The organism is Mesorhizobium sp. WSM4308 (assembly GCF_002294905.1).
Classification (GTDB): Bacteria; Pseudomonadota; Alphaproteobacteria; order Rhizobiales; family Rhizobiaceae; genus Mesorhizobium.
In genome coordinates, this window is the sequence record NZ_NSFW01000015.1 from 45,579 (window position 1) to 69,585 (window position 24,007).

20 protein-coding genes are annotated in these 24,007 nt (G+C 65.5%); 9 read left to right on the plus strand and 11 right to left on the minus strand.

The window, feature by feature from the left end; translation table 11 throughout:
* Positions 1 to 7: 7 nt before the first annotated feature.
* Positions 8 to 1,516, plus strand: a complete 1,509-nt coding sequence (locus CK227_RS25425) for an aldehyde dehydrogenase family protein (RefSeq protein ID WP_095774872.1) — start codon at positions 8 to 10, stop codon at positions 1,514 to 1,516.
* Between the two features lie 37 nt (positions 1,517 to 1,553).
* Here the strand turns inward: CK227_RS25425 and CK227_RS25430 are convergent, their stop codons facing one another.
* The 5 genes from CK227_RS25430 to CK227_RS25450 all read right to left on the minus strand — a co-directional run bounded on the left by CK227_RS25430 (position 1,554) and on the right by CK227_RS25450 (position 8,240).
* Entirely contained in the window at positions 1,554 to 3,620 is a 2,067-nt protein-coding gene (locus tag CK227_RS25430) for a 3-hydroxyacyl-CoA dehydrogenase NAD-binding domain-containing protein (RefSeq protein ID WP_095774733.1), read from the minus strand.
* A 154-nt stretch (positions 3,621 to 3,774) separates the two neighbouring features.
* Positions 3,775 to 4,722: an ABC transporter permease gene (locus CK227_RS25435; protein ID WP_095774734.1), complete on the minus strand. Its 948-nt coding sequence runs from the start codon at positions 4,720 to 4,722 to the stop codon at positions 3,775 to 3,777.
* A gap of 3 nt (positions 4,723 to 4,725) precedes the next feature.
* Positions 4,726 to 5,706, minus strand: a complete 981-nt coding sequence (locus tag CK227_RS25440) for an ABC transporter permease (RefSeq protein ID WP_179296517.1) — start codon at positions 5,704 to 5,706, stop codon at positions 4,726 to 4,728.
* Between the two features lies 1 nt (position 5,707).
* Positions 5,708 to 7,177 carry a sugar ABC transporter ATP-binding protein gene (locus CK227_RS25445; protein WP_095774736.1) on the minus strand — a complete coding sequence of 490 codons (1,470 nt, stop codon included), beginning with the start codon at positions 7,175 to 7,177 and terminating at the stop codon, positions 5,708 to 5,710.
* Positions 7,178 to 7,226: 49 nt separating this feature from the next.
* A complete protein-coding gene (locus tag CK227_RS25450) occupies positions 7,227 to 8,240 on the minus strand; it encodes an ABC transporter substrate-binding protein (RefSeq protein ID WP_095774873.1) in 1,014 nt (337 codons plus the stop codon).
* Positions 8,241 to 8,449: 209 nt separating this feature from the next.
* On the opposite strand from CK227_RS25450, the gene CK227_RS25455 reads away from it, so the two are divergent.
* From CK227_RS25455 to CK227_RS25490, 8 genes are all read left to right on the plus strand, one after another.
* Complete coding sequence (locus CK227_RS25455) at positions 8,450 to 10,867, plus strand: glucan 1,4-alpha-glucosidase (protein ID WP_095774737.1); 2,418 nt, start codon at positions 8,450 to 8,452, stop codon at positions 10,865 to 10,867.
* 49 nt (positions 10,868 to 10,916) lie between these two features.
* Entirely contained in the window at positions 10,917 to 11,933 is a 1,017-nt protein-coding gene (gene gnd / locus CK227_RS25460) for a phosphogluconate dehydrogenase (NAD(+)-dependent, decarboxylating) (protein WP_095774738.1), read from the plus strand.
* A 22-nt stretch (positions 11,934 to 11,955) separates the two neighbouring features.
* Complete coding sequence (zwf, locus tag CK227_RS25465) at positions 11,956 to 13,332, plus strand: glucose-6-phosphate dehydrogenase (RefSeq protein ID WP_095774739.1); 1,377 nt, start codon at positions 11,956 to 11,958, stop codon at positions 13,330 to 13,332.
* A 14-nt stretch (positions 13,333 to 13,346) separates the two neighbouring features.
* Positions 13,347 to 14,051 (plus strand): ROK family protein, encoded by a 705-nt coding sequence (locus tag CK227_RS25470; protein ID WP_095774740.1) that lies wholly within the window; start codon positions 13,347 to 13,349, stop codon positions 14,049 to 14,051.
* Positions 14,052 to 14,263: 212 nt separating this feature from the next.
* Entirely contained in the window at positions 14,264 to 14,719 is a 456-nt protein-coding gene (locus tag CK227_RS25475; protein ID WP_095774741.1) for a MucR family transcriptional regulator, read from the plus strand.
* 122 nt (positions 14,720 to 14,841) lie between these two features.
* Entirely contained in the window at positions 14,842 to 15,942 is a 1,101-nt protein-coding gene (locus CK227_RS25480; RefSeq protein WP_095774742.1) for an aminotransferase class I/II-fold pyridoxal phosphate-dependent enzyme, read from the plus strand.
* Between the two features lie 262 nt (positions 15,943 to 16,204).
* On the plus strand, positions 16,205 to 17,443 hold the full coding sequence (locus CK227_RS25485; RefSeq protein ID WP_095774743.1) for an MFS transporter: 1,239 nt from the start codon (positions 16,205 to 16,207) through the stop codon (positions 17,441 to 17,443).
* Positions 17,444 to 17,491: 48 nt separating this feature from the next.
* Positions 17,492 to 17,800 (plus strand): NIPSNAP family protein, encoded by a 309-nt coding sequence (locus tag CK227_RS25490; protein WP_095774744.1) that lies wholly within the window; start codon positions 17,492 to 17,494, stop codon positions 17,798 to 17,800.
* 36 nt (positions 17,801 to 17,836) lie between these two features.
* On the opposite strand, the gene CK227_RS25495 is transcribed toward CK227_RS25490, so the two are convergent.
* The 6 genes from CK227_RS25495 to hemC all read right to left on the minus strand — a co-directional run bounded on the left by CK227_RS25495 (position 17,837) and on the right by hemC (position 23,938).
* Positions 17,837 to 18,553 carry a glutamine amidotransferase gene (locus CK227_RS25495; protein WP_095774745.1) on the minus strand — a complete coding sequence of 239 codons (717 nt, stop codon included), beginning with the start codon at positions 18,551 to 18,553 and terminating at the stop codon, positions 17,837 to 17,839.
* Positions 18,554 to 18,571: 18 nt separating this feature from the next.
* Entirely contained in the window at positions 18,572 to 19,051 is a 480-nt protein-coding gene (locus CK227_RS25500) for a TerB family tellurite resistance protein (RefSeq protein WP_095774746.1), read from the minus strand.
* Positions 19,052 to 19,103: 52 nt separating this feature from the next.
* Positions 19,104 to 20,705, minus strand: coding sequence for a heme biosynthesis protein HemY (locus CK227_RS25505; protein ID WP_095774747.1), 1,602 nt, complete (start codon positions 20,703 to 20,705; stop codon positions 19,104 to 19,106).
* A gap of 10 nt (positions 20,706 to 20,715) precedes the next feature.
* On the minus strand, positions 20,716 to 22,182 hold the full coding sequence (locus tag CK227_RS25510) for a COG4223 family protein (RefSeq protein ID WP_095774748.1): 1,467 nt from the start codon (positions 22,180 to 22,182) through the stop codon (positions 20,716 to 20,718).
* Positions 22,183 to 22,292: 110 nt separating this feature from the next.
* Entirely contained in the window at positions 22,293 to 23,009 is a 717-nt protein-coding gene (locus CK227_RS25515) for a uroporphyrinogen-III synthase (protein ID WP_095774749.1), read from the minus strand.
* Between the two features lie 2 nt (positions 23,010 to 23,011).
* Positions 23,012 to 23,938, minus strand: a complete 927-nt coding sequence (gene hemC / locus CK227_RS25520; protein WP_095774874.1) for a hydroxymethylbilane synthase — start codon at positions 23,936 to 23,938, stop codon at positions 23,012 to 23,014.
* Positions 23,939 to 24,007: the final 69 nt, after the last annotated feature.

Sequence of the window (24,007 nt, forward strand, 5' to 3'; positions counted from 1 at the left end):
GATGTCCATGCATTTCTCCGCTGACCGGCCGACCTTCTTCGTCAATCCGGACTACCGGCCTATGGCCGGTGCAAACAAACCGGTGATCGATCCGGCCACGCTGGAAACGGTCGGCGCCATCGCCGCGGCCAGCGACGGTGAGATCGATACTGTGCTCGCCGCCGCGACCGGGGCGCAGGCCGCCTGGAAAAGGCTCGATGCCAAGAGCCGGGCGAAGCACCTGCATGCCGTAGCCAACGCCATCGAGGCCGCCGATTTCACCCGCTGCGCCGAGCTGATGGTGCGCGAGATGGGCAAGCCCTATCCGGAAGCCATCGGCGAGATCGCCAATTGCGCGCCGATCTTCCGCTACTATGCCGAGATGGCGCGCGACGACGCCGGCAAGATCGCCGGAACGACGCAGGCCGGCTCGTTCCAATATGCGCGCTACGAGCCCTATGGCGTCTCCGTCCACATCATGCCCTACAATTTTCCGATCCTGTTGATGTGCTGGACGGTGGCGGCATCGCTTGCCGCGGGCAATGCCTGCATCGTCAAGCCGGCCGAGGCGACGACGCTGTCGACGCTGGACTACATGGCCGTGTTCCGCTCGCTGCCGGCAGGCCTGGTCTCCTGCCTGCCCGGCGGAGCGGCGACCGCCCAGGGGCTGATCACGTCCGACCGCACCCATGCGGTTGCCTTCACCGGCTCGGTCGCCGCCGGCAAGGCGGTGGCCGTCGCCTGCGCCGAACGCATGAAGCCTTGCGTCATCGAGGCCGGCGGCAGCGACCCGTTGATCATCAGCGAACACGCGCCGCTGGAGGTCGCCGCGGCCGGCAGCGTCACCGCCGCCTTCCACCTCACAGGCCAGGTCTGCACTTCGGCCGAGCGCTTCTTCGTCGTCGATGCCGTGCATGACCGCTTCGTCGAGTTGTTTGCCGAAAGGACACGCGCGCTGCGCATCGGCAACGGCATGGACAAGGCCGAGATCGGCCCCCTGGTCAGCGAAGCGGCTCGAGCCAAGGTCATGCGTCTTGTCGATGACGCCATTGCCCATGGCGCCGAGGCCGTCACCGGCGGGCGCATCCCGCCGTCGCACGACACCGGCTGGTTCTACGAGCCGACGATCCTGACTGGCGTCACCCCTGGCATGGCGATCGTGCGCGAAGAGTGTTTTGGGCCGGTCGCCGCCATCTGCCGGGTGAAGGATTTCGACGAGGCGATACGGCTTGCCAATGACAGCCCGTTCGGGCTCGGCGCCTCGGTGTTCACCACCGACCTCGCCGAAGCGCATGAGGCGGCCGAACGGCTCGAGGCCGGCATGGTCTGGGTCAACAACCCGCTGATCGACAATGACGCCCTGCCCTTCGGCGGCTGGAAGGCGTCAGGCCTCGGCCGCGAACTGGGACGGCAGGGGCTCGATGCCTTCCGTCGCTCGAAGATGGTCATCATAGACCACAGACCGGCGATCCAGGACTGGTGGTATCCCTACCCCGACAACTGGTTCCGCGAGACCGGCGGCCGCAAGCACGTGTGAGGGAATGGCGCGGCAACACCGCGCGGCTCGACGACGTTTACGCCTCCGCCTCCCAGGAGCCGGTCTCGGCCGTCCGCTTCAGCAGCGGAGCCGGCTTGAACACGTCCTTGCCGGTCCGCTTGTGCCACTGGTCGAGCCGTTCGACGATCTTTGCCGGCCCTTCGAGACCGGCCCAGAACATCGGGCCGCCCTTGCCGATGGGAAAACCGTAGCCATTGGCCCAGACGACATCGATGTCGGAGGCACGGGCCGCGATCTTCTCTTCGAGGATTTTCGCTCCCTCGTTGATCAGGGGATAGAGCGTGCGCTCGATGATTTCTTCCGCGCTGATCGCGCGCGGCGCAATGCCCTTCTCAGCAGCCTTGTCGCGGATCAGCGCCTCGACCTCCGGATCTGGAACGCCTGCCCTTGCGCCGGCTTCGTAGAGATAGAAACCCCGACCGGTCTTCTGGCCGAAACGTCCCAGTTCGCACAGCGTGTCGGCGATGTCGGCCGTCAGGCCACGCGCCTTGCGGTTGCGCCAGCCAATGTCGAGGCCGGCGAGATCGCCCATCTGGAACGGGCCCATCGGCCAGCCGAAATCGGTGAACGCCTTGTCGATCTGGCTGGGTGTCGCGCCCTCCAGCAGCAGCGCTTCCGATTCCGAACCGCGTGCGGCCAGCATGCGGTTGCCGACGAAGCCGTGGCAGACGCCGACGACGACCGCCACCTTGCCGATCCGCCGCGCGAGATCGACCACCGTCGCCAGCGCATCCGGCGCGGTCTTGTCGGCCCGCACGATCTCCAGCAGCTTCATGACATTGGCCGGCGAGAAGAAATGCAGGCCGAGCACATCCTGCGGCCGCGAGATCGAGCCGGCGATTTCATTGATGTCGAGATAGGAGGTGTTGGTGGCGAGGATGGCGCCCGGCTTGGCGATAGCATCCAGCTTGCCGAAAACCTGCTTCTTCACCGCCATGTCCTCGAACACCGCCTCGATGATCAGGTCGCAATCGGCGAGATCGGCATAGTCGGTCGAGCCCTTGAACTGGGCGAGCCGCTGACGCCTGGCGTCTTCGGTCAGGGAACCACGCGAAACGGAGACGGCATAGTTCTTCTCGATCATGCCCAGCCCGCGCTGCAGCGCTTCCGCGCTGGTTTCCAGCAAGGTGACCGAAAAACCGCCATTGGCGAAGGCCATGGCGATGCCGCCGCCCATGGTGCCGGCGCCGATGACGCCGACGCGGGCAATCCTGCGCTTGGGCGTGTCCTTGCCCGGAAGCTTCGCCGCCTCGCGTTCGGCGAAGAACAGGTGCCGTTGCGCCCGCGACTGGTCGCTGGCGACCAGTTTCGCGAACAGCGCGCGCTCCGCCGCCAGCGCCTCGTCGAAGGGTAGCGTGAGGGCGTTGCGCACGGCTTGCGCGCAGGCGACCGGCGCTTCCAGCCCGCGCGCTTTCCTGGCGAGGTCCGCCGCCTCGGCGTCGAAAGCCGCCAGATCGGTTTCCCCAAGCCCGTCATCGCGATCGCGCACCGGCGTGAACGGACCACCCTTGCGGGCGATTTCCCGGGCGAAGTTCACGGTATGCGTGGTGAGGTCGCCTTCGAAGACAGCGTCAACGAGCCCGGCTTCATGCGCCTCGTCGGCACCGACCGGCGAACCCGAGACAATCATCTTCAGCGCCTTCACCGCGCCGACCAGGCGCGGCAGCCGCACCGTGCCGCCGCCGCCCGGCAAGAGGCCGAGCTTCACTTCGGGCAGGCCGAGTTTGGCGCCGGCATCGGCAACGCGGAAATGACAGCCGAGCGCCAGTTCCAGCCCGCCGCCGAGCGCGGTGCCGTGGATGGCGGCGACCGTCGGTTTGGCGATGGTTTCCAGCATCGCAACGGTGGCGCGCAGATCAGGCTGCTGCACCGGCTTGCCGAATTCGGTGATGTCGGCGCCGGCGACAAAGGTCCGCCCGGCGCAGGCAATCACGATGGCCGTGACCGAAGCGTCATCGCGCAAGTCGACAAGCGCCTGCATCAGCGGCTCGCGGACATGGAAACTCAGTGCATTGACCGGCGGATTGTCGATGGTGACGATGGCGACGCCATTGTCGTTCACGACGCTGACAGAATTGGACAAGCAGAGCCCTCCCGGGACCGACTGAGATCGCGGAAGGGTTTACTAGGCCGCGCCGCGAATGGGAACCCGCTGTTGGGCTGGCCCAACGTTTGGCGGCGCGACGGGCTGCCCCAGAAGCTTGCGGCGATGCTCGCCGGACGCTCGGGAACGGCGATCACCGCACCGCCTTTTCCCCGCCTGCCGCCGTAATCACCCCGACGATGATCAGCCCCGTCAAAAGCAGGCGAACGCCCGCGCTGACCCCGAATGTGTTGAGCATGGTCAAGAGCAGCACCAGAAACAGCGCCGCGCCCCACACACCGGGCACATTGGCCTTGCCGCCGGCCACCGACGTGCCGCCGATGACGACGACGGCGATCGAGGCGAGCAGATATTCACTGCCGATATCGACATTGGCGCCGCGGAAATAGCCGGCGAGCAGCGCGCCGTCGAAGCCGCCGAGCGCGCCCGACAGCGTGTAGGTGAGGAAGCGGATGCGGCCGACATTGACGCCGGCGAGCCATGCGGCGCGGATGTTCTGGCCGATCGCCAGCACCGAGCGGCCATAGATCATGCGCTGCAGGGCGATGGCCGCGCCGATGGTGAACAGCACGGTCAGCACCGCCAGCACCGGAATGCCCAGGATCTGCCAGTTGGTGAAATCGGCAAAGCCGGGCGGCGGCTTGATCTGCAGCCCACGCCCATAGCTGATGTCGATCGACTGGATGATGAAGCTCGCCGACAAGGTGGCGATGATCGGCGGAATGCGCAGCGCCCAGATCAGCAGATAGTTGACCGCGCCGATCGCAGCGCCGCAGGCGAGCGCCGCCAGAAGGCCTACAACGATCATGGAATCGCTGCCGGCCATCACTTTCATGGCGACCGCGCTGGCGAGCCCGATATTGGCCGGCAGCGACAGGTCGACATTGCCGGGCCCAAGCGTGATGACGAACATCTGGCCGACGCCGACGATGACCGTGAACACCGCGAGCGACAACGCCGCCGTGACCATGCCGCCGGCGCCGTAGCCGCCGGTGAAGGCGATCGTCGCCAGCCACACGACAAGCGCGCCGAGGAACGACCATACCCAGGGCTTGCCGGCCAGCGATCTAACAAGGATCATCGCTTACCTCTCCCTGCGGCTGATCAGCACCCGCGCCGCCAGCACGATGATCAGGATGGCGCCGTTGGCGGCCACCTGCCAGTCCGGCGGAATGTGCATGAAGGTGAGCAGCGGCGAGGCGGCCAGCGCCAGTGTCAGCGCGCCGATCACCGCGCCGATCGGCGACACCCGGCCGCCGACGAATTCACCGCCGCCGAGGATGACGCCGGCGATCGACAGCAGCGTATAGCCATTGCCGATATTGGCATCGGCCGAGGTAGTGATGCCGATCAGCGCCATGCCCGACAGCACACCGAACACGCCTGCCAGCGCGAACAGCACGATCTTGGTTTTGAGCAGCGACCAGCCGGCGCGCTTGAGCGCGGCCGCATTGCCGCCGGAGCCGCGCAGGATTACGCCATAGGAGGTGCGCATCAGGCCGAAATGGACGATGAGGCCTATCAGCAGCGCCGCGATGATCGGGAACGGGACGAAGGGCGGCTTGAACGACATGATCGCCAGCAGCCAGTCCGGCGCCTTGCCGCCGGGCTTGGGCAGGACGAGGATGGCGAGCCCCTGCCAGACGAAACTCATGCCGAGCGTCACCACGATCGACGGCAGATTGCGCAGGCGGATCAGCGCGCCGAGCAGCGCATAGACGCCGATCGAGCCAACCAGGATGGCGACGCCGATGAGCGGCGCGTCCTTCAGCCAGGTCGCGGTGACGCAGCCGACGAAACCGACGAAGGTGCCGATCGACAGGTCGAGCTCATTGCCTGAAATGACGAACATCTGCGCGATCGTCGCCAGCGCGATCGGGATCGCCAGGTTCAGCATCAGGCTGAAGCCGAAATAGCTGATGGCGCGTGGGTTGAGCCAGGCGATGGCGAGCAGCACCAATGCCAGCGACAGCGCCGGCAGCAGCCCGCGCAGCAGGCGGGCACGGGCCAGCGCGCCACGCTCGGCGGAACTCCTGGCAGTGGCGTCGAGGCTGGCGGCGGTCATCTCAGGCCGCATCGCCGAAGGAGGACTGGATGATCTTCTCCTCGGTCAATTCGTCGCGACCCAGATTGGCGACGATGCGGCCGTTCTTGAAGACATAGACATGGTCGCAATTGTCGAGTTCCTCGGTTTCCGTGGTGTACCAGAGGAAGGTGCGGCCGCGGCCAGCCTCCTCGCGCACGAGGTCGTAGACTTCCAGCTTGGTGCCGATATCGACGCCGCGCATCGGATCGTCCATCAGCACGATCTGGGCATCCGAGCCGAGCGCGCGGGCAAACAGCGCCTTCTGCTGGTTGCCGCCCGAAAGCGAGAAGATGTTGTTGTTCATGTCGGGCGTGCGGATGCCGATCTTCTTCTGCCAGAACTGGGCCAACTCGGCCTCGCGCCGCGGCGAGATCAGCAGCCCGTTGCGCAAGCGCGCCAGCGAGCGGATGCCTATGTTCTCGGCGATCGACCATTGCGGGAAGATCCCGTCCGACTGGCGGTCGCCGGCGACCAGCGCCACCGGCGCGGTTACTTCGATGCCGGTCCTGGCGCGGGAGGCGGCCGCGAAGATCGCCAGCAACAGGTCGGTCTGGCCATGTCCCGCCAGCCCGGCAAGGCCGATGATCTCGCCGGCGCGGGCGACAAGGTCGGCGCCGTCCTTCTGCGCGGCGGGACGCGCCCGCACCCGCAACGGACCGCCAGCCGGCTTGGCCGCGGCAATCTCGGCGGCGATCTTCTGGCGCGCTTCCGCCCCGCCCATCGCGGTCACCAGCCGGTCGCGGTCGAAGGCATTCGCCGCGTCGGCGACCACCACCTTGCCGTCGCGCATCACCACGATGCGGTCGGCATTCCTGAGCACCTCGCCCAGAACATGCGAGATCAGGATGCAGCTCTTGCCGCCGGCGATGAAGCGGCGCACGAAGGCCAGCAATTGGCCAGCCGTGTGCGCGTCCAGCGATGATGTTGGCTCGTCGAGGATGACGAGGTCGAGCCTGTCCTGCGTCACCGTGAAGGCGCGCGCCACCTCGACCATCTGGCGCCGGCCGATCGACAGGTCGCCGACAATATCCCAGGCCGAGATGCCGTGATCGGGAAAGATCTCGTCAAGCTTGGCGGTGATCAGCGCGGCCGCCTTGCGCCGCCAGCCGAGGCCCGAGAGCGAGGCATGGTTGATGCGCGTGTTTTCGGCGACGCTGAGATTGGGGCACAGCGACAGTTCCTGGAACACGCAGCGTATGCCGAGCTTTTGCGCCCGCGACACCGAGTAGTTGTCCTCGATGCCCCCATGCACGCCGATCTGGCCGCTGTCGGGCGTGAGCGTGCCCGCGACCATGTGCATCAGCGTCGATTTGCCGGCGCCATTGTGGCCGACCAGGCCGACGCATTCGCCGGGCCGGACGTGGAAGTCCACCCCGCCCAGCGCGCGAACGGCGCCGAAATGTTTTTCGGCGCCGTTCAGTCTGATGATGTCAGCGTTCCCTTCGGGCATGCCTAGATATATCCGCGCGATGGTACGAAGGGCAACGCAAGCGCGACATTCACTTGATGTTGGCCTTGATCGCCGCGAGGGCGTCCTCCTGCGTGTATTCGTGGGTGGCGACGCCGCCTTCCTTGATCTTCGGCAGGGCTGCCTCGAAGTCGTCCTGGGTGAAGGCCAGATACGGCACCAGCAGGTCGTGCGGAATGTCCTTGCGGCCATCGAGCACCTGCTGCGCCACCCAGAAGGCGAGCGACGACACGCCGGGCGCGATCGAAGCCGACCAGGTCTTGTAGCCGTCCTTGTCCTTCTGTTCCTTCCACCACTTCAGCTCGTCCTGCCGGTTGCCCATGATGATGGTCGGGCGCGGCTTGCCGGCGGCGGCGAAAGCCTGTGCGGCGCCATAGCCGTCACCACCCTGGTCGACGATGCCGACGATATCGGGCAATGAGGGCAGGATGGTCGCGACCGCTTTCTGCGCCGTCGTCTGATCCCAGTCGCCGGTCACCGAGCCGACGATCTTGAACTCGGGATGCGCGGCGACGCCTTCGAGGATGCCGGCATGGATGGCATCGTCGATCGAGGTGCCGGCCAGGCCACGGATTTCCAAAAGGTTCCCGCCCTTGGGCTGGAACTTGGCCATCTGCTCGACTTCCTGCTTGCCCATGTCCTTGAAGTCGACGACGACGCGGTAGGCGCAGGGCTCGGTCACGGTGCCGTCGAAGGAGACGACCGTGATACCGGCGTCGCAGGCCTGCTTGATGGCGCCGTTGAGCGCATCCGGCGAGGCGGCGTTGATGACGATGGCGTCATAGCCCTGCAGGATCAGGTTCTGCACCTGGGCTGCCTGCGTCGGCACTTCCTTGTCGGCGGTGGTGAAGATGTCGGCCGCGCCGACGATCTTGTCGGCGACCGCCTTCTTGGTGACGATGCCGTAGCTGTCGAGCATCGCCTGCCGCCACGAATTGCCGGCGTAATTGTTCGAGAATGCGATCTTCTTGCCGCTGGTATCGGCAAGCGCCGTGCCTGATGCGAGCATCGCGGCAAGAGCGCTCAGAGCTAACAGTTTCTTCATGTTCATACTCCTCCCAAGAGTTGCTGGTCGTGCGGATTTTAGGTGGAAAGTCGCGCCTGCGTTCCTGTTTTTTATCGATTGTCAGACAAATGAAGATGGCATAGCGGCCTGTCAACTGCAATCCGCAAAGCCTGCCGATCAACTTGCGGTGCGCCAATTGAAATGGCGTCGGTGGATGGGTAAGCCATGCGCACAGGAGGCCAACAGAGATGGCAGTGACGCCGATCGTTCCCCCGGGCGCGCCGGGCATTCCGGCGCGCTGGACGTCGAGCGCCAAGAGCGGCGTCGGGACGTCGCTTTCGCCGGCCGGCCACATCTGGTTCACCATCAGCCACGGCATCCTCAACGAAGTCTACTATCCACGGCTCGACAGCGCCTGCACGCGCGATCTCGGCCTGATCGTCACCGGTCCCGGCGGCTATTTCTCGGAAGAGAAGCGCGATGCCGCGCATGAAATCGAGCCCTTCGAGGCCGGCGTGCCCGCCTACCGGCTGGTCAACACCGCCGGCGACGGCGCCTACCGCATCGAGAAGCGCATCCTCTGCGACCCGGCGCAACCCGTGCTGCTGCAGGAAATCACCTTCACGGCGCTTAAAGGTGCGCCCGGCGATTACCGCGTCTACGCGCTTCTGGCGCCGCATCTGGTCAATGCCGGCATGGGCAACACCGCCTGGGTCGGCGACCACAAGGGACAGCCCGTGCTGTTCGCCTCGGGCCGCGGCTCTTGCCTGGCGCTGGCCTCGTCGCTGCCCTGGCGGGATTGTTCAGCCGGCTACGTCGGCTTCTTCGACGGCTGGCAGCAACTCAACCATACCGGCATCCTCGATCCGGCTTGCCAGCGCGCCGAAGACGGCAATGTCGCACTGACCGGCGAGGTCGGCTTTTCGCCGACCAAGACAAAAGCCGTTCTGGCGCTGGGTTTCGGCGCGACAGCGGACGAGGCCGCCGAAAATGCCTTCGCCAGCCTGAAGAGGGGCTTTGAGCCCACGGCCAAGGCCTATGTCCAGAATTGGCGCAAATGGCAGGCGGGACTGCTGCCGCTGGACCGGCACGCGGCATCCGGCATCAACACCTATCGCGCCTCGACCGCGGTTCTGGCGACGCACCGCTCCACCGCCATGCCGGGCGCGGGGGTCGCCAGCCTGTCCATCCCCTGGGGCTTCAACAAGGGCGACGACGATCTCGGCGGCTACCATCTGGTCTGGCCGCGCGATCTGGTCGAGACGGCGGGCGGCTTTCTCGCCGCCGGCGATGCCGGCTCGGCGCTGCAGATCCTCGAGTATCTGCGCTCCATCCAGCAGCCGGACGGACATTGGCCGCAAAATGCCTGGCTCGACGGGTCGGCCTATTGGCCCGGCATCCAGATGGACGAATGCGCCTTCCCGCTGCTTCTGGCCGACGCCCTGCATCGCGCGGGACACCTGCCCCGCGCCAGGCTTGCCGCTTTCCTGCCGATGATCGAGCGCGCCGCGACCTATGTCGTGCGCAATGGACCGGTCACCGGCGAGGATCGCTGGGAAGAGGATGCCGGCTACAGCCCGTTCACGCTGGCGGTGGAGATCGCGGCGCTGCTTGCCGCTGCAGACCTGCTCGATGCCTGCGGCAAGAAGGACGAAGCAATCTATCTGCGCGAGACATCGGATGGCTGGAACGACCAGGTCGAACGCTGGACCTATGCCACCGACACGGCCATCGGCAAGGCGGCCGGCGTCAAAGGCTATTATGTCCGCATCGCGCCGCCCGACAGCGCCGAGGCCGCCTCGCCGAAGGACGGCTATGTACCGATCAAGAACCGGCCGCCCGGTGACACAAACCGCCCGGCGCAGGAAATCGTCAGCCCGGACGCGCTGGCGCTGGTGCGCTTCGGCCTGAGGTCGGCTGATGACCCGCGCATCGTCGATACGGTCAAGGTCATCGACGCGCAGTTACGCTGCGCGCTGCCGCAAGGCCCGCTCTGGTATCGCTACAATGGCGACGGCTATGGCGAACACCAGGACGGCGCCCCTTTCGACGGCACCGGCCAGGGCCGGCCATGGCCGCTTCTGGCCGGCGAACGCGCCCATTATGAACTGGCGGCGGGGCGCAAGGACAAGGCAGCCAATCTTCTGGCGGCATTGGAAGGTTCGGCCGAGCCCGGCGGCCTGTTGCCGGAGCAGGTCTGGGACAGCGCCGACCTGCCCGAGCGCGAACTGCTGCACGGCCGCCCCTCGGGCAGCGCCATGCCGCTGGTCTGGGCGCATTCCGAGCATATCAAGCTGCTGCGCTCGCTGCGCGACGGCGTTGTCTTCGACATGCCGCCGCAAGGCGTAAAGCGCTACATCCAGGGCAAGACCACATCGCCGTTCAGGACCTGGCGCTTCAACAACAAGATCCGCACGCTGCCCGAGGGCAAGACGCTGCGCATCGAATTGCTGGCCACGGCCACGGTACACTGGAGCAGCGACAATTGGGCAACCGCCCATGACAGCCAGACGGCGGAAAATGCCTTCGGCATCCATCTTGCCGATCTTCCCACCGCCAGCCTCCGCGGCGGAAGCACGCTGATCTTCACTTTTTTCTGGCCCGGAACCGGCGATTGGGAGAATGTCGACTTCTCCGTCACATCAGGCGAGCGGGATAGCGGCTAAGATCCTTCCTCGACAAACCCAGAAAATCTCTAGGAAACAGGACGAAACCATGCAGATCGGAATGATGGGACTGGGCCGGATGGGCGCCAACATGGTGCGGCGCCTGATGCGCGATGGCCATGAATGCGTCGTCTACGACATCAACCCGGTAAGCGTCGCGGCCCTGGTGAGCGACGGTGCGCTGGGCACGGCATCCCTGACGGAATTCGTCGGCAAGCTCGCCAAGCCGCGCTGTGTCTGGCTGATGCTGCCGGCGGCGATCACCGGCAAAATCATCGATCAGGTCTCGGTCCTGATGGAGCCCGGCGACATCGTCATCGACGGCGGCAATTCCTACTATCACGACGCCGTCGACCAGGCGGCGAAACTGGCCACCAAGGGCATCCATCTTGTCGATGTCGGCACCAGCGGCGGTGTCTGGGGCCTCGAGCGCGGCTACTGCCTGATGATCGGCGGTCCCGACGTTGCGGTGCAGCACCTCGATTCGATCTTCGCCACGCTGGCGCCCGGCGCCGATGCCAACGCGCCGGCCCCCGACAAGGCCGCCGGCACCGCACCCTTCGGCTACCTGCATTGCGGGCCGAGCGGTGCCGGCCACTTCGTCAAGATGGTGCACAACGGCATCGAGTATGGCGTCATGGCCGCCTATGCCGAAGGCATGAACATCCTGAAGTCGGCCAATGCCGGCAAGCGGCAACGCACGGCCGACGCCGAGACCAGCCCGCTGGAAAACCCGCAATACTACCAGTTCGACATCGATCTTCCGCAGGTGGCCGAGGTCTGGCGGCATGGCAGCGTCATCGGCTCCTGGCTGCTCGATCTCACCGCCGGCGCGCTGAAGGGCGACCCGGGCCTGGCGCAGTTCGGCGGCCGGGTTTCGGATTCGGGCGAAGGACGCTGGACGCTGAAGGCCGCGATCGACACCGGCGTGCCGGCGCCGGTGCTGTCCTCGGCGCTGTTCGACCGCTTCTCCTCGCAAGGCGAATCCGAATTCGCCGACAAGCTGTTGTCCGCCATGCGCTATGCCTTCGGCGGCCATGTCGAAAAGCCGAAGGCCGGCAAGTGACGCGGCCTGGGGAGACGCACGTATGAGCCAGGAACGGTCCGACACGCTGGTGCTCTTCGGCGCCACCGGCGACCTCGCCCACAAGAAGATATTTCCGGCCCTTTACCAGATGGTCGCCAAGGGCACGCTCACCGAACCGGTGATCGGCGTCGCCTTCGACGCCTGGGACATCAAGCAGTTGCAGGCCCGCGCCCGCGACGGCATCGTCAACGCCATCGGCAAGATCGACGAGAAGGTGTTCGCCAAATTCGCCTCGCTGCTGCGCTATGTCAGCGGCGACTACCGCGATCCGGCCACCTTCGAGAAGCTGAAGACCGCGCTTGGCACCGCCCAGCGGCCGCTGCACTACATGGCGGTGCCGCCGACCATGTTCGAGACTGTCGTGCAAGGATTGGAGCAGTCGGGCACCGCGCGTGGCGCGCGGCTGATGGTGGAAAAGCCGTTCGGCCATGATCTGCAGTCGGCGCGCTGGCTGAACCGCGTGCTGCATCTGGTGTTCGACGAGCAGTCGATCTTCCGCATCGACCACTATCTCGGCAAGGAAGCGATCCAGAACCTGCTTTATTTCCGCTTCGCCAATTCCTTTCTCGAGCCGATCTGGAACCGCAATTTCGTCGAGAGCGTGCAGATCACCATGGCCGAGGATTTCGGCGTCGAGGGCCGCGGCCGCTTCTATGACGATGTCGGCTGCATCAGGGATGTCATCGAGAACCATCTGCTCAACATCCTCTTGCTGCTGGCCATGGAGCCGCCGGTCGGCCGCTCGGCCGACGACCTGATCGACGAGAAGGTGCAGGTTCTCAGGGCGATACGGACACTGACAAAAGACGATGTCGTGCGCGGCCAGTTCACCGGCTATCTCGCCGAGCCCGGCGTGAAGCCGAATTCGCCGGTCGAGACCTTCGCGGCGGTGCGCTTCTTCGTCGACACCTGGCGCTGGCAGGATGTGCCTTTCTTCATCCGCGCCGGCAAGAACATGCCCGTGCATGTCACGGAAGTGGTGGTGCGGCTGAAGCGCCCTCCGCTCGACGTCTTCGACCCGATCAAGCCCGCCGACCAGAACTACGTGCGTTTCCGCATCGACCCGCAAGTGGTGATCGCCATCGGCGCGCAGCGCAAGGCACCCGGCGACGACATGGTCGGCGAACAGGTGGAACTCACGGCGCTCGACGACAGCAAGGCCGACATGCCGCCTTACGAGCGCCTGATCGGCGACGCCATGAACGGCAATGGCCAGCTCTTCACCCGCCAGGACGCGGCCGAGCTTGCCTGGCGCATTGTCGGGCCGGTGCTCGGCGACACCACGCCGCCGCATCTCTATGAGCCGAAGACATGGGGGCCGGCCGACGCCATGGCCGGCTTCGGGCCTCCCAACGGCTGGATCGACCCGGTGGCATGAGCGGAGGAGAGACGATGGCCAAGGCGGTGAAGCAGACGGCATCGGACGCCGGGCAGATCGTGCTTTCGATCGACATTGGCGGCTCGCACGTCAAGATCCTGACCAGCGCCGGCGGCGCCGAGCGCCGGGACGATTCCGGCCCGGACCTGACGCCGCAGCAGATGATCGACAAGGTGAAGAAGCTCGCCGAGGGCCTGTCCTACGACGTCATCTCGATGGGCTATCCCGGCCCGGTGCGTCACAACAAGCCGGTGCTCGATCCCAAGAATCTCGGCAAGGGTTGGGCCGGCTTCGATTTCGACGCGCAGTTCGGCAAGCCGGTCAAGGTGGTCAACGATGCGTTGATGCAGGCTATCGGCAGCTATGAAGGCGGGCGCATGCTGTTCCTCGGGCTGGGAACCGGCCTCGGTGCGGCGATGGTCTTCGACAATGTCGGCCAGCCGATGGAGCTCGCCCATCTTCCCTACAGGAAAGGCCGAAGTTTCGAGGACTATGTCGGCGAGCGCGGCCTGGAAAAGTACGGCAAGAAGAAGTGGCGCAAATACGTCTTCGACGTCGTCACCCGTCTGCGCGCCGCCCTGCAGCCAGATTATGTCATCATTGGCGGCGGCAATGTCGATAAGCTCGACGAGTTACCGGCCGAGGCCAGGCGCGGTGACAACACACGCGCCTTCGAAGGCGGATTTCGTCTGTGGCGAGACAAGGCGCTGATTGTCTGATATTATTACTGTTTAGTATAGTTGTTCAAAATAACGTGTGACGCCGCGCTTAATCATTGCGTTGCGCAGATTTGCCGACTAGGAATTTCGCGCACTAACCCGCGCGCTCCACTGGATACGCTTGAAGACCCTTCAGCATTTTTTGATTTGTGCCTCGTCCTTTCGAAAACGATCCCCATTTTCGAGGCCGTGCACCATAGACGGAGGAAACATTGACCGACGATAGCAACGACGCTCGCATCGACCTTCTCGAGCTGACCGCCCACATCGTATCCGCCTACGTTGAGAAGAACCGCCTGCCCGCCTCCGGCCTGGCCGACCTCATCGCCAGCGTCGCCACCTCGATCGGCGGGCTTAGCAAGCCGGCGGTGCCGGTGGCGGCTCCCCTGGTTCCCGCGGTCAACCCGAAGAAGTCGGTGACGCCGGATTTCATCATCTGCCTCGAAGACGGCAAGAAGTTCAAATCGCTGAAGCGCCATCTCGGCGTGCATTTTGGCCTGACGCCGGACGCCTACCGCGCCAAATGGGGCCTGCCCTCGGACTATCCGATGGTTGCTCCCAACTATGCGGCCTCGCGCTCGCAACTGGCGAAGTCCATCGGACTCGGCCGCAAGGTCGAGGTGGCGCCTGTCAAGGCCAAGGGCCGCAGGGCGAAGGTTTCGGCCTGAGCATTCAGGCCTGAGCCAATATTTAGGACGACTGGAACAGAAGCCTGCCGGCGAAACCGCCTTGGCAGGCTTCCTGCTTTTGTGGCTTGGATAGACCAGACAAAGGCCATGTGGGGAAAGCCATGAACTACACCAGGATGGTGATCGAGAAAGAGGCGCCGGAGGAGTACGGCTACGACCGCATCCGCTACAATCTTTCCGAAAGTTCGATCGCCGACCAGAAGCTTTCCGACATTGGCCTGTCCTTGCCGGACCTCACGCTGTTCTATGGCGAGCATCGCGGCGACAAGGACTTGCGTGCGCTGATCGCGGCGCAGGATGCCGGCATCTCGCCTGGCGATGTGCTGGTCACCGCCGGTGCCGCCGGCGCGCTGTTCATCATTTCGACGTCGCTGCTGTCGGCGAACGACCATCTGGTCGTCATCCGGCCCAACTACGCCACCAACATCGAAACCCCACGCGCGATCGGCTGCGCCATCAGCTTTGTCGATCTGGCCTTCGAGAACGGCTTTGCCATCGACGTCGAGGCCATCAAGGCGGCGATGCGGCCGAACACCAGGCTGATCAGCGTTACCTGCCCGCACAACCCGACCGGCACGATGATGGGCCGGGCCGATCTCGACGCGCTGGTAGCCCTCGCGGAAAGCCGCAACTGCCATTTGCTGGTCGACGAGACCTATCGCGATCTTTCCTATGGCTGGCGCCTGCCGTCGGCAGCCTCGCTGAGCCCGAAGGCAATCAGCGTCGCGTCGCTGTCGAAGGCCTTCGGCATTCCAGGCATCCGCATCGGCTGGCTGATCACCAGGGATCCAGCGCTACAGGAGACGTTCCTTGCCGCCAAGGAACAGATCGGCATCTGCGGCAGCGTCATCGACGAAGGCATTGCGCGCGGCATGCTCGAACGCCGGGACGCCTTCCTGGGAGTGCTGCTGCCCGAAATGGCGAAGCGTCGAGACATCGTCCAGGCCTGGATCGACCGCGAGCCGCTGGTCGACTGGGTGCGGCCCGAAGGCGGTGTCGTCGGCTTCCCGCGCCTCAATGTCGAACCCGGCTTCGATCTCGACCGGTTCTATGTGAACCTGCTGGAAAACCATGGCACCTATGTCGGGCCTGGCCACTGGTTCGAAATGGAAAAGCGCTTCTTCCGCGTCGGCTTCGGCTGGCCGACGGAGGTCGAGTTGCGAGGCGGGCTCGACGCCATTTCGGCGGCACTTCGGCAGTAACGTCCTTGTGCGATGGACGCAACGGGCTGAAAATCCCTTGATCCAGTGCTGATTTTCGCACACATCGCGCATCGAACTTTGCTAGACGTTCCATTGGTCGGACCAGCGCCCATCCGGGAAGTGCCCCGCCGGCAATCGCATCGGCCCGAAAATCCACTCCGATTTTCGGAAAGCACGATGCGAAACCAAACAGTGTTGGAGCATACTTTGTGCGTCCAATTGGACGTCGCTCCAATGCCATCGCAACGGGGCCCTTATATTCATGACATCCCTGCAGACTTCACCTGAGCAGCGTTACGCTGCCTTCCGGCACAAAGCCTTCCTCAGCTACTGGACGGCGCGCTTCCTCACCACTTTCGCGACCATGATCGTCTCCGTCGCCGTCGGCTGGCAGGTCTATGATTTGACCCGCGATCCTTTCGACCTCGGCATTGTCGGCATCGTCCAGTTCCTGCCGTCCCTGCTTCTGGTGCTGGTCACCGGCGTCGTCGCCGACCGCTTCGGACGCCGGCTGATCATGGCGCTGTCGACGGTGATCGAGGGCATATGCGCCCTCATTCTGCTGGTCCTGACGCTGCGCGGTCTCGCCAGCCCGCTGCCGATCTTCGCCGTGCTCGCGATGTTCGGCACGGCACGGGCCTTTTACGGCCCGGCCTCGTCCTCGCTGTTCGCCAATCTGGTGCCGCCGGAGGATTTCGGCAACGCGATTGCCTGGAACTCGTCCGCCTGGCAGACGGCGACCATCGTTGGACCGGTTGCCGGCGGCCTGCTCTACGGCGTTTCTCCGGAGGTCGCATACGCCAGCGCCGCCATCCTGATGCTGGCTGCCGCCCTTTTGATTTTCACCATTCCCAGGCCCGCCCAGCGGACCGCCACCGACAAGCCCTCCATGGCGACGCTGTTTGCCGGCTTCCGCTACATCTGGAGCGAGAAGATCGTGCTTGGCGCCATCTCGCTCGACCTGTTCGCCGTGCTTCTCTCCGGCGCCTCGGCATTGCTGCCGGTCTATGCGCGCGACATCCTGCAGCTCGGCCCGTGGGGCCTCGGGCTGCTGCGTTCGGCCCCGGGCATCGGCGCCATCTGCGTGGCGGTGTGGCTCGCCGGACACCCGATCCGCAACCATGCCGGTGTGATCATGCTCGGCTTCGTCGCGGCATTCGGCGCCTCCACCGTGCTGTTTGGACTGTCCACCCTCACCTGGCTGTCGATCGTCGCATTGGCCCTCCTCGGCGCCACCGACATGTTCAGCGTCTATATCAGGGAGACGCTGATCCAGCTGTGGACGCCGGACGAGGTGCGCGGCCGCGTCAACGCCGTCAACCAGGTCTTCGTCGGCGCCTCCAACGAGGTCGGCGAATTCCGTGCCGGCACCATGGCGGCGCTGATCGGCACCGTCCCTGCGGTGGTGATCGGCGGCGTCGGCGCCATCGCGGTCGCCGGCCTGTGGGCGTATCTGTTCCCGCAATTGCGCAAGGTTCGCCACCTCGACGGGCGCAACTGACGCTCGCCGATGGCCGGCAAGATACCTCACCCTGTCACAGGAAATCCCATGATCACGTGCTACCTGAAATATGTCATCGACCCTTACAAGCTTGCCGAGTTTGAAGAATATGGCCGCCGCTGGATCGGTCTGGTCAATCGCCTCGGCGGAAACCATCATGGCTATTTCCTCCCGAGCGAAGGAGCCAACAATATCGCCTATGCCATGTTCAGCTTTCCGAGCCTTGCCGACTACGAGGACTATCGCATGCGGATGGCGGCCGACCCGGAATGCCAGGATGTGTTTGAAGCGGAAAAACGCAATCGCAGCATTTTGAGCTATGAGCGCAGCTTCATGCGGCCGGTGCTCGAACCCTAGAATAACAGTCCGCCCGGAATTGCGAAACGGACGGAGCTATCGCACCGCCGGCCTGCCGAACACCATGCGCAGGAATTCGTCCAGCCAGCGCTTCAGATGCATGTCCCAGATCAGCCGGCCGCCGAGGTGATCGCGGCCGGGCTGCGCGCCCGGCAATTCGAAGCGATGCGCGCCGCGCACCACCCAGCGCTGCATCATCACCCGGGTCAGTTCGCCGTGGAACTGGATGCCCCAGGCATTGTCGCCATAGCGAAACGCCTGGTTGGGGTAGGTCTCGGCCGTCGCCAGCAGCGTTGCGTCGCTGGGCAGGGAAAAGCCCTCGCGGTGGAACTGGTAGACCATTTCCGGCCAGTGCATGAGGTTCCTGCCGGCCTCGGTCGCCTTGATCGGATACCAGCCGATCTCGACCAGCCCTTCGCCGTGGCCCTCGACCTTGCCGCCGAGATGGTTGACCAGCATCTGCGCACCAAGGCAGATGCCGAGGCACGGCCGGTTTTCCCTGAGCGGGATTTCCAGCCAGTTGGTCTCGCGGCGAACGAACTCATCCTCGTCATTGGCGCTCATCGGTCCGCCGAACACCACCGTGCCGGCATGGCCGTCCAGCGTCTCCGGCAAGGCGTCGCCGAGCGGCGGCCGACGGATATCGAGCTCGAAACCCTCTTCGATGAGCATATGGCCGACGCGTCCGGGGCTCGAATTCTCCTGGTGCAGCAGGATCAGGATTTTTGGCTTCGAGCTCGTTGCACGCGGCATCGTCAGGCGAGTTCCCGTCTATTCGTCGCTCGAAATTCCGCGCGCGCCCGGCGCCTGCGCCGCCGCCTTGCGGCGCGCCTCGACCCGGTCGTGGCGTTCGACGCCAATCAGTTCGGCGACGCGCCACACCGTATTGTCCTCGAGTTCGTGCAACTCGCCATCGGCATAGACGATCTCCCACATCAGGCCGATGAAGGCCTTGCGCCCGTCCGCGTCGAGATGGCGCTTGAGCACGCTGGTGAAGGCATAGAGGTCGATCGCCTCATTGTCGGCCCGCTCGCCGGCAGCGGCGAGCGCTTCGAGTTCGGCGCCGCTGATCGAGTAGCTCTCGGAGAGCACGGCCTTGAACCGCTCCCATTCGACATCCTGGCGCACGCCGTCGGCATTCATCACATGGTAGAGCAGCGCCGAGGCGGCGACGCGCGGATCGTCCGTGCTGGTATGCGCCCCGGCGCCGGCCGGCAAATCCCTGAGAAACGATAGAACGCGTTCGAACATCAATCCATTCCCAAACGGCCCAAGGGCCAAGTCAATCACCCGAAGGCCAAGATCAAAACAGCCGGAAGCGGCGCGGCGATTTTTCCGCTTCCTCGTCCGGATCGACGCCCGGATCATCCGGCAGCCGCGCCAATTCTTCAGCCGGCTCGACGGCCTCGGCATCGGCCGGCACCGCCGCGAACGCAGCCGCCGTGACCGGCGTGACCTGGTCTTCGCTTCTATCGGTTCCCTTGCCCGTTGTCTCGCTGCCCGCCGTGGCAGGCTCGATCGCTTCGACCGGCTTTTCACTGGCCGGCTTCGCCAGCGCCTCGATCACCGGCACGGTGGCCTCAGGCGCATCGTCGCGGCCGTCGATCAACTGGCCAAGCCGCTCCATCGGCGCGCGCCACTCGAAGGCGTCGAGCCGTCCGGTAACTGGCGATACCGGCACCCAGCGTTCCGAAACGACGCCATCAGCGACCCAGGCCGGATCGCGTGGCGCTCGTACCGCCTTGGAGAGCAGCTGCCGCACCTTGCCCTGGTCGCCCGTCTCGGCCTCCTCGATGTCGGCCAGCAGCAGATAGGCGCCTTCGCGGCGGTCCATCCGGATCGCCGCCTCGGCCTCGCTGCGAGCGGTGGCGAAATCCTGTGCGTCGAGCGCGGCACGCGCCACGGTCATCGACGATTCGGCGTGGTTCTTCTTCATCTCCTGCAGCTTCTTCGCCCGGTTGAGACGGTCGAGCACGGCGTCACCCGGCCTGGCATGGGTGTAGAGCTCGGCAATCTCGGGATGCGGCTCGGCCCTCCAGGCGGTCTCCAGGATTTTCGAACCCTTGCGCACATCGTTCTGCCTGAACAGCGCTGCGGCGGCGGCAACCGCGGCAGGGGCGAAATCCGGCTGCAGCTTGTTGGCCTCTAGCGCCGCGCTTCTTGCCGCATTGGGATCGCTGTCCGCAAGCGACTGCGCCTTGGCGGTCAACAGCACGGCGCGACGGCGGTTGGCGGCGTCGCGCTCGATCTGCCGCGTCGCCTTCTGCGCGTCGACCAGTTTCAAGGCGCCGTCCCAATCGCCGCGCGCGGTCAATTCCTCCAGTGTCGATTCGGCCGCCCAGGCCAGCTGCGGCGCAACGGCGGCAGCGCGGCCGGCATAGTGGCGGGCGGCATTGCGGTCACCCAGCCGTTCGGCTTCGAGATAAAGCCCGCGCAGGCCGAGCAGCCGCATTTCGGGATCGTCGAGCATGCTTTCGAACTTCTGGCGCGCCCCTTCATGGTCGCCTTCGAGCAGCGAGGCCTGCGCCTCGAGCAGATGGATCAGCGGTTCCTGATCGGAACGGATCAGCTTGGCCGCTTCCTTGGTCTTCTTGCGGGCCAGCGCGCCGTCGCCGGCGCCGGCCGCGATCATGCCGGTCGACAGCGCCTGATAACCGCGGTCGCGGCGGCGCACGCGGAAATAGCGCGAGATGGTATAGGGGCTGTTCCACAGCGACCTGACCAGCCACCACAGGATCATCACGGCGGCGACCACGGCGACGATGGCCACCGCCGCCACCATCAGGCTGACCTGGTACTGATAGCCGTTGAAGGTGACGACCATGTCGCCCGGCCGGTCGGCCAGCCAGGCAAAGCCGAGCCCGAGCGCGAAGACGACGATGAGGAAGGCGAGCAGGCGGATCATCGTTTTGCCCTCATGCCTTCATCGCGCCGGAGATCAGCGCGTCGACCTGGGTTTCGACCTCGATGCGCGCCTTCAGTTTGCCGGCAAAGTCGGCGCCGGCGGCCTTCACGGCCTCAGGCAGCGAATTGTACTCGCCGAGCGCCTTGGCATAGTCGCCCTGCGTGACGGCGACTTCCATGCGCGCCACGGTTTCCGGCGCGCCGGGACCCTCGACGGCGCCGATCGGCCGCACCTTGACCAGCGATTCGGCGCTCGCCATCAGGTTCTGCAGGAAGCCGGCATTCTGGTCGACCGGCGTAGCGGCGGCGACCATGGCATTGGCGGCGGCATCCATCTGCGCGGCGATCTCGGTGCGGGTGGGCACGCCTTTTTCGGCATAGGGCCGCAAGGTCGCGAGCTCAGGCGCGTTGGGCGAAATCGCCGCGAGCGTATCGAGTTCAGCCGAGAACGGCGCACCGCGTTCGAGCGCCGACTTCAAGGCCGACGCGGCAATGGCGAGCGCGATCTTCGGCTGTCCTGCCGCCGCCTCGACCTTGCCGGAAAGCTGCGACACCGACTGTTCCAGCGCGGCGAGCCGGCTGTCCTGGGCCTTCGCCGCTTCGCCTGTCGATTTCACCAGCGCGTCGAGACCGGCGAGTTTTTCGTTGAGCGGGCCGAGATCGACCGGCTCCGCGCTGCCGGCCTTGCCGAGGGCGGCGACCGCGGTTTCGATCTGCTTGACCTTGTCGCCAAGGGCTGCAAGCCCGGCATTGTCGCCCGCGCCGCCTTGTTCGACCGCCGATTTCAGCGCCGCGACATCGGCTTTTACCTGCTCCAGTCCCGAGGAAAGTCCGACCACCTTGGCCGCTGCATCGTTGTTGCCGCCGCCGTCCTTCAACCCGGCAATCTCGGTTTTCAGCGAAGCGATCTCGCCATTGACGCCGTCGAGCGAGACGCCGGCGCCGGAACCCGGCGCGCCAAGCAGGCCGGCAAATTGCAAGCCGCCGGCGCCGGCGAGCGCGACGACGCCACCGATAATGCCGGCAGCGATGCCGTTCAGGCCGCCACGCTTTGCCGCGGCCGGCGCCATCTTTTCGTCCCGCGTCTGGGTTTTTGCCTTGCCGTCGTCGGTGCGCTTCGCCGACGCATCCTCGAAATTGTAGTCGGAGGCGGCAGTGCGGTCGGCTGGCGCATCCGAACCGGGATAGGGCATCTCCGGCTCAACAGCCTTGGCCTCCGCGGTCGGCTCGGTTCCGGCCTGCCCCACGCCGTCGGCATGCTCCCAGGGTTCGAGATCGGTCTGGTCGGCATGCACCGGCTCTTCGGGAGCCTCCGGCTGCGAGGCATTGGCGGCTTCTTCAGCCTTCGCCTCGTCTGTCTCGGCCGCTGCCTTGGCGGCACCCTCCTCGACGATGCGGGAAACGGCACCGGGCTCGAGATCGATGGTCACCGGCTCGCGGCGGCTTTTCGAGTGTCGCATCTTCGGCGTCTTGACCATGCCTGGGCTCCGCAAAATTCGCTTCGTCTCAGCGCCTGCCGGCGCGTGATGGTTCAGAAAGGGTCTAGCACATCACCAAGCGGTGAAAAGGGGCGGTGTGATGACGCGGCTCAGGGCAGCACCCGCAAAAGCGCCAGCAGCGCCTCCTCATCGGGCTGTGCGGCAACGCGGATCGCTTTGCCGGCGCCATCGTCGAAAGCGTCGGCGATGCGTGCGGAGAGCGCGATAAACCGCGTTTTTTGAAAGGCCTCTTGCAGAGCCGGCCGCTTGGTCAAGGCCTGCATTGCGGCGGCCGACTTGGCCGAATAGAGCAGCACCGCATCGACCGGCTGGCCCGACAGCAGCGCAAGGATGGTCTCGTCGGAATACGGCACCGGGAGCGTGTCATACGTCTCCACGGCGCGGAGCCGGACTCCAGCCGCCTCCAGCCGTTGTTCAAACACGGGAAACCGCACGCGTCCGCAGAGATAGGTGACTGTCTTGCCGGGAAAAGCCGCCGCCATTGCGTTGGCCAGCGCCTCGGCATCGCCTGAGCCTTCAATGATGGAAGAAAACCCCATCTTGCGCGCCGCTTCGGCGGTCCTGGCGCCGACGGCATGGCAAGGCAGGGCGGCAAGCGCCGCGATGACCTCGTTCGGGGCATGGCGCACGGCATTGGCGCTGGTAACGGCAACCGCGACGGCATCGCCGGTGACGAGCCCCGCATCGACAGGCAAAGCCACTGTTTCGGTCAGCGGCAGAACGACCGGCTGGAATCCCGTGTCCTGAAGCCGCCGCGCCGTGCGCGATGCGCCCGGTTCCGGTCTGGTCACCAGGACGCGAAGCATCTTCAGAGCCAGCCGTCGAAGAACTTTTCGCCGGCCCTGGCCCGCACCGTCCGCGCGGCCTCATCGCCGATGCGAGCGGCATCCTGCGCCGGTCCCTGCAATTCGACCACATGCGACTGCGTGCCGTCGGGTGAAATGATCAGGCCGGCGAAGGAAAGATTTCCGGCCTCGATCGTCGCATGGCCGGCGATCGGCGTGCGGCAGGAGCCGTCGAGCGCCGCCAGGAAGGCGCGTTCGCAAGCCAGAGCCTGCCCGGTCGGCACATCATGGATGGCGACCAGCATTTCTTCGACGGCGCGATCGCCGATGCGCGCCTCGATGCCGATCGCGCCCTGGCCGGGTGCGGGCGGAAAAATGTCGAGCGGCATCAAGTCGGTGGCGACATGCTCCAGGCCCAGCCGCTTCAGCCCGGCATAGGCGAGGATGGTGCCGGCGGCGATCCCTTCGTCGAGCTTGCGCAGTCGCGTCTGCACATTGCCGCGGAACATCACCACCTCGAGATCCGGCCGCATGCGGCGGATCAGCGCCTGCCGCCTGAGCGACGACGAGCCGACCTTGGCGCCGCGCGGCAGCTCGGCGATGGTCTTTACCGCCCTACCGACAAAGGCGTCGCGCGCGTCCTCACGCGGCAGGAATGCGCTGAGCTCCAGACCGTCCGGCAATCGTGTCGGCATGTCTTTCGACGAATGCACGGCGATGTCGATCGCACCGGCGAGCAGCGCCTCCTCGATTTCCTTGGTGAACAGGCCCTTGCCGCCGGCTTCCGACAGCGGCCGGTCCTGGATGCGGTCGCCGCTGGTCGAGATGATGACGACCTCGAAGGCTTCCGCCGGCAGGCCATGCGCGGCCATCAGCCGCGCCTGTGTTTCATGCGCCTGGGCCAGCGCCAGCGGGCTGCCGCGTGTTCCGATTTTCAAGATTGTTTGCATGGCGCGCGGTCCGTGATAACCCCCCGGCTGGCTTTGCGTTTCCGGCATTCTCCCTAAAGGGGAAAGCCT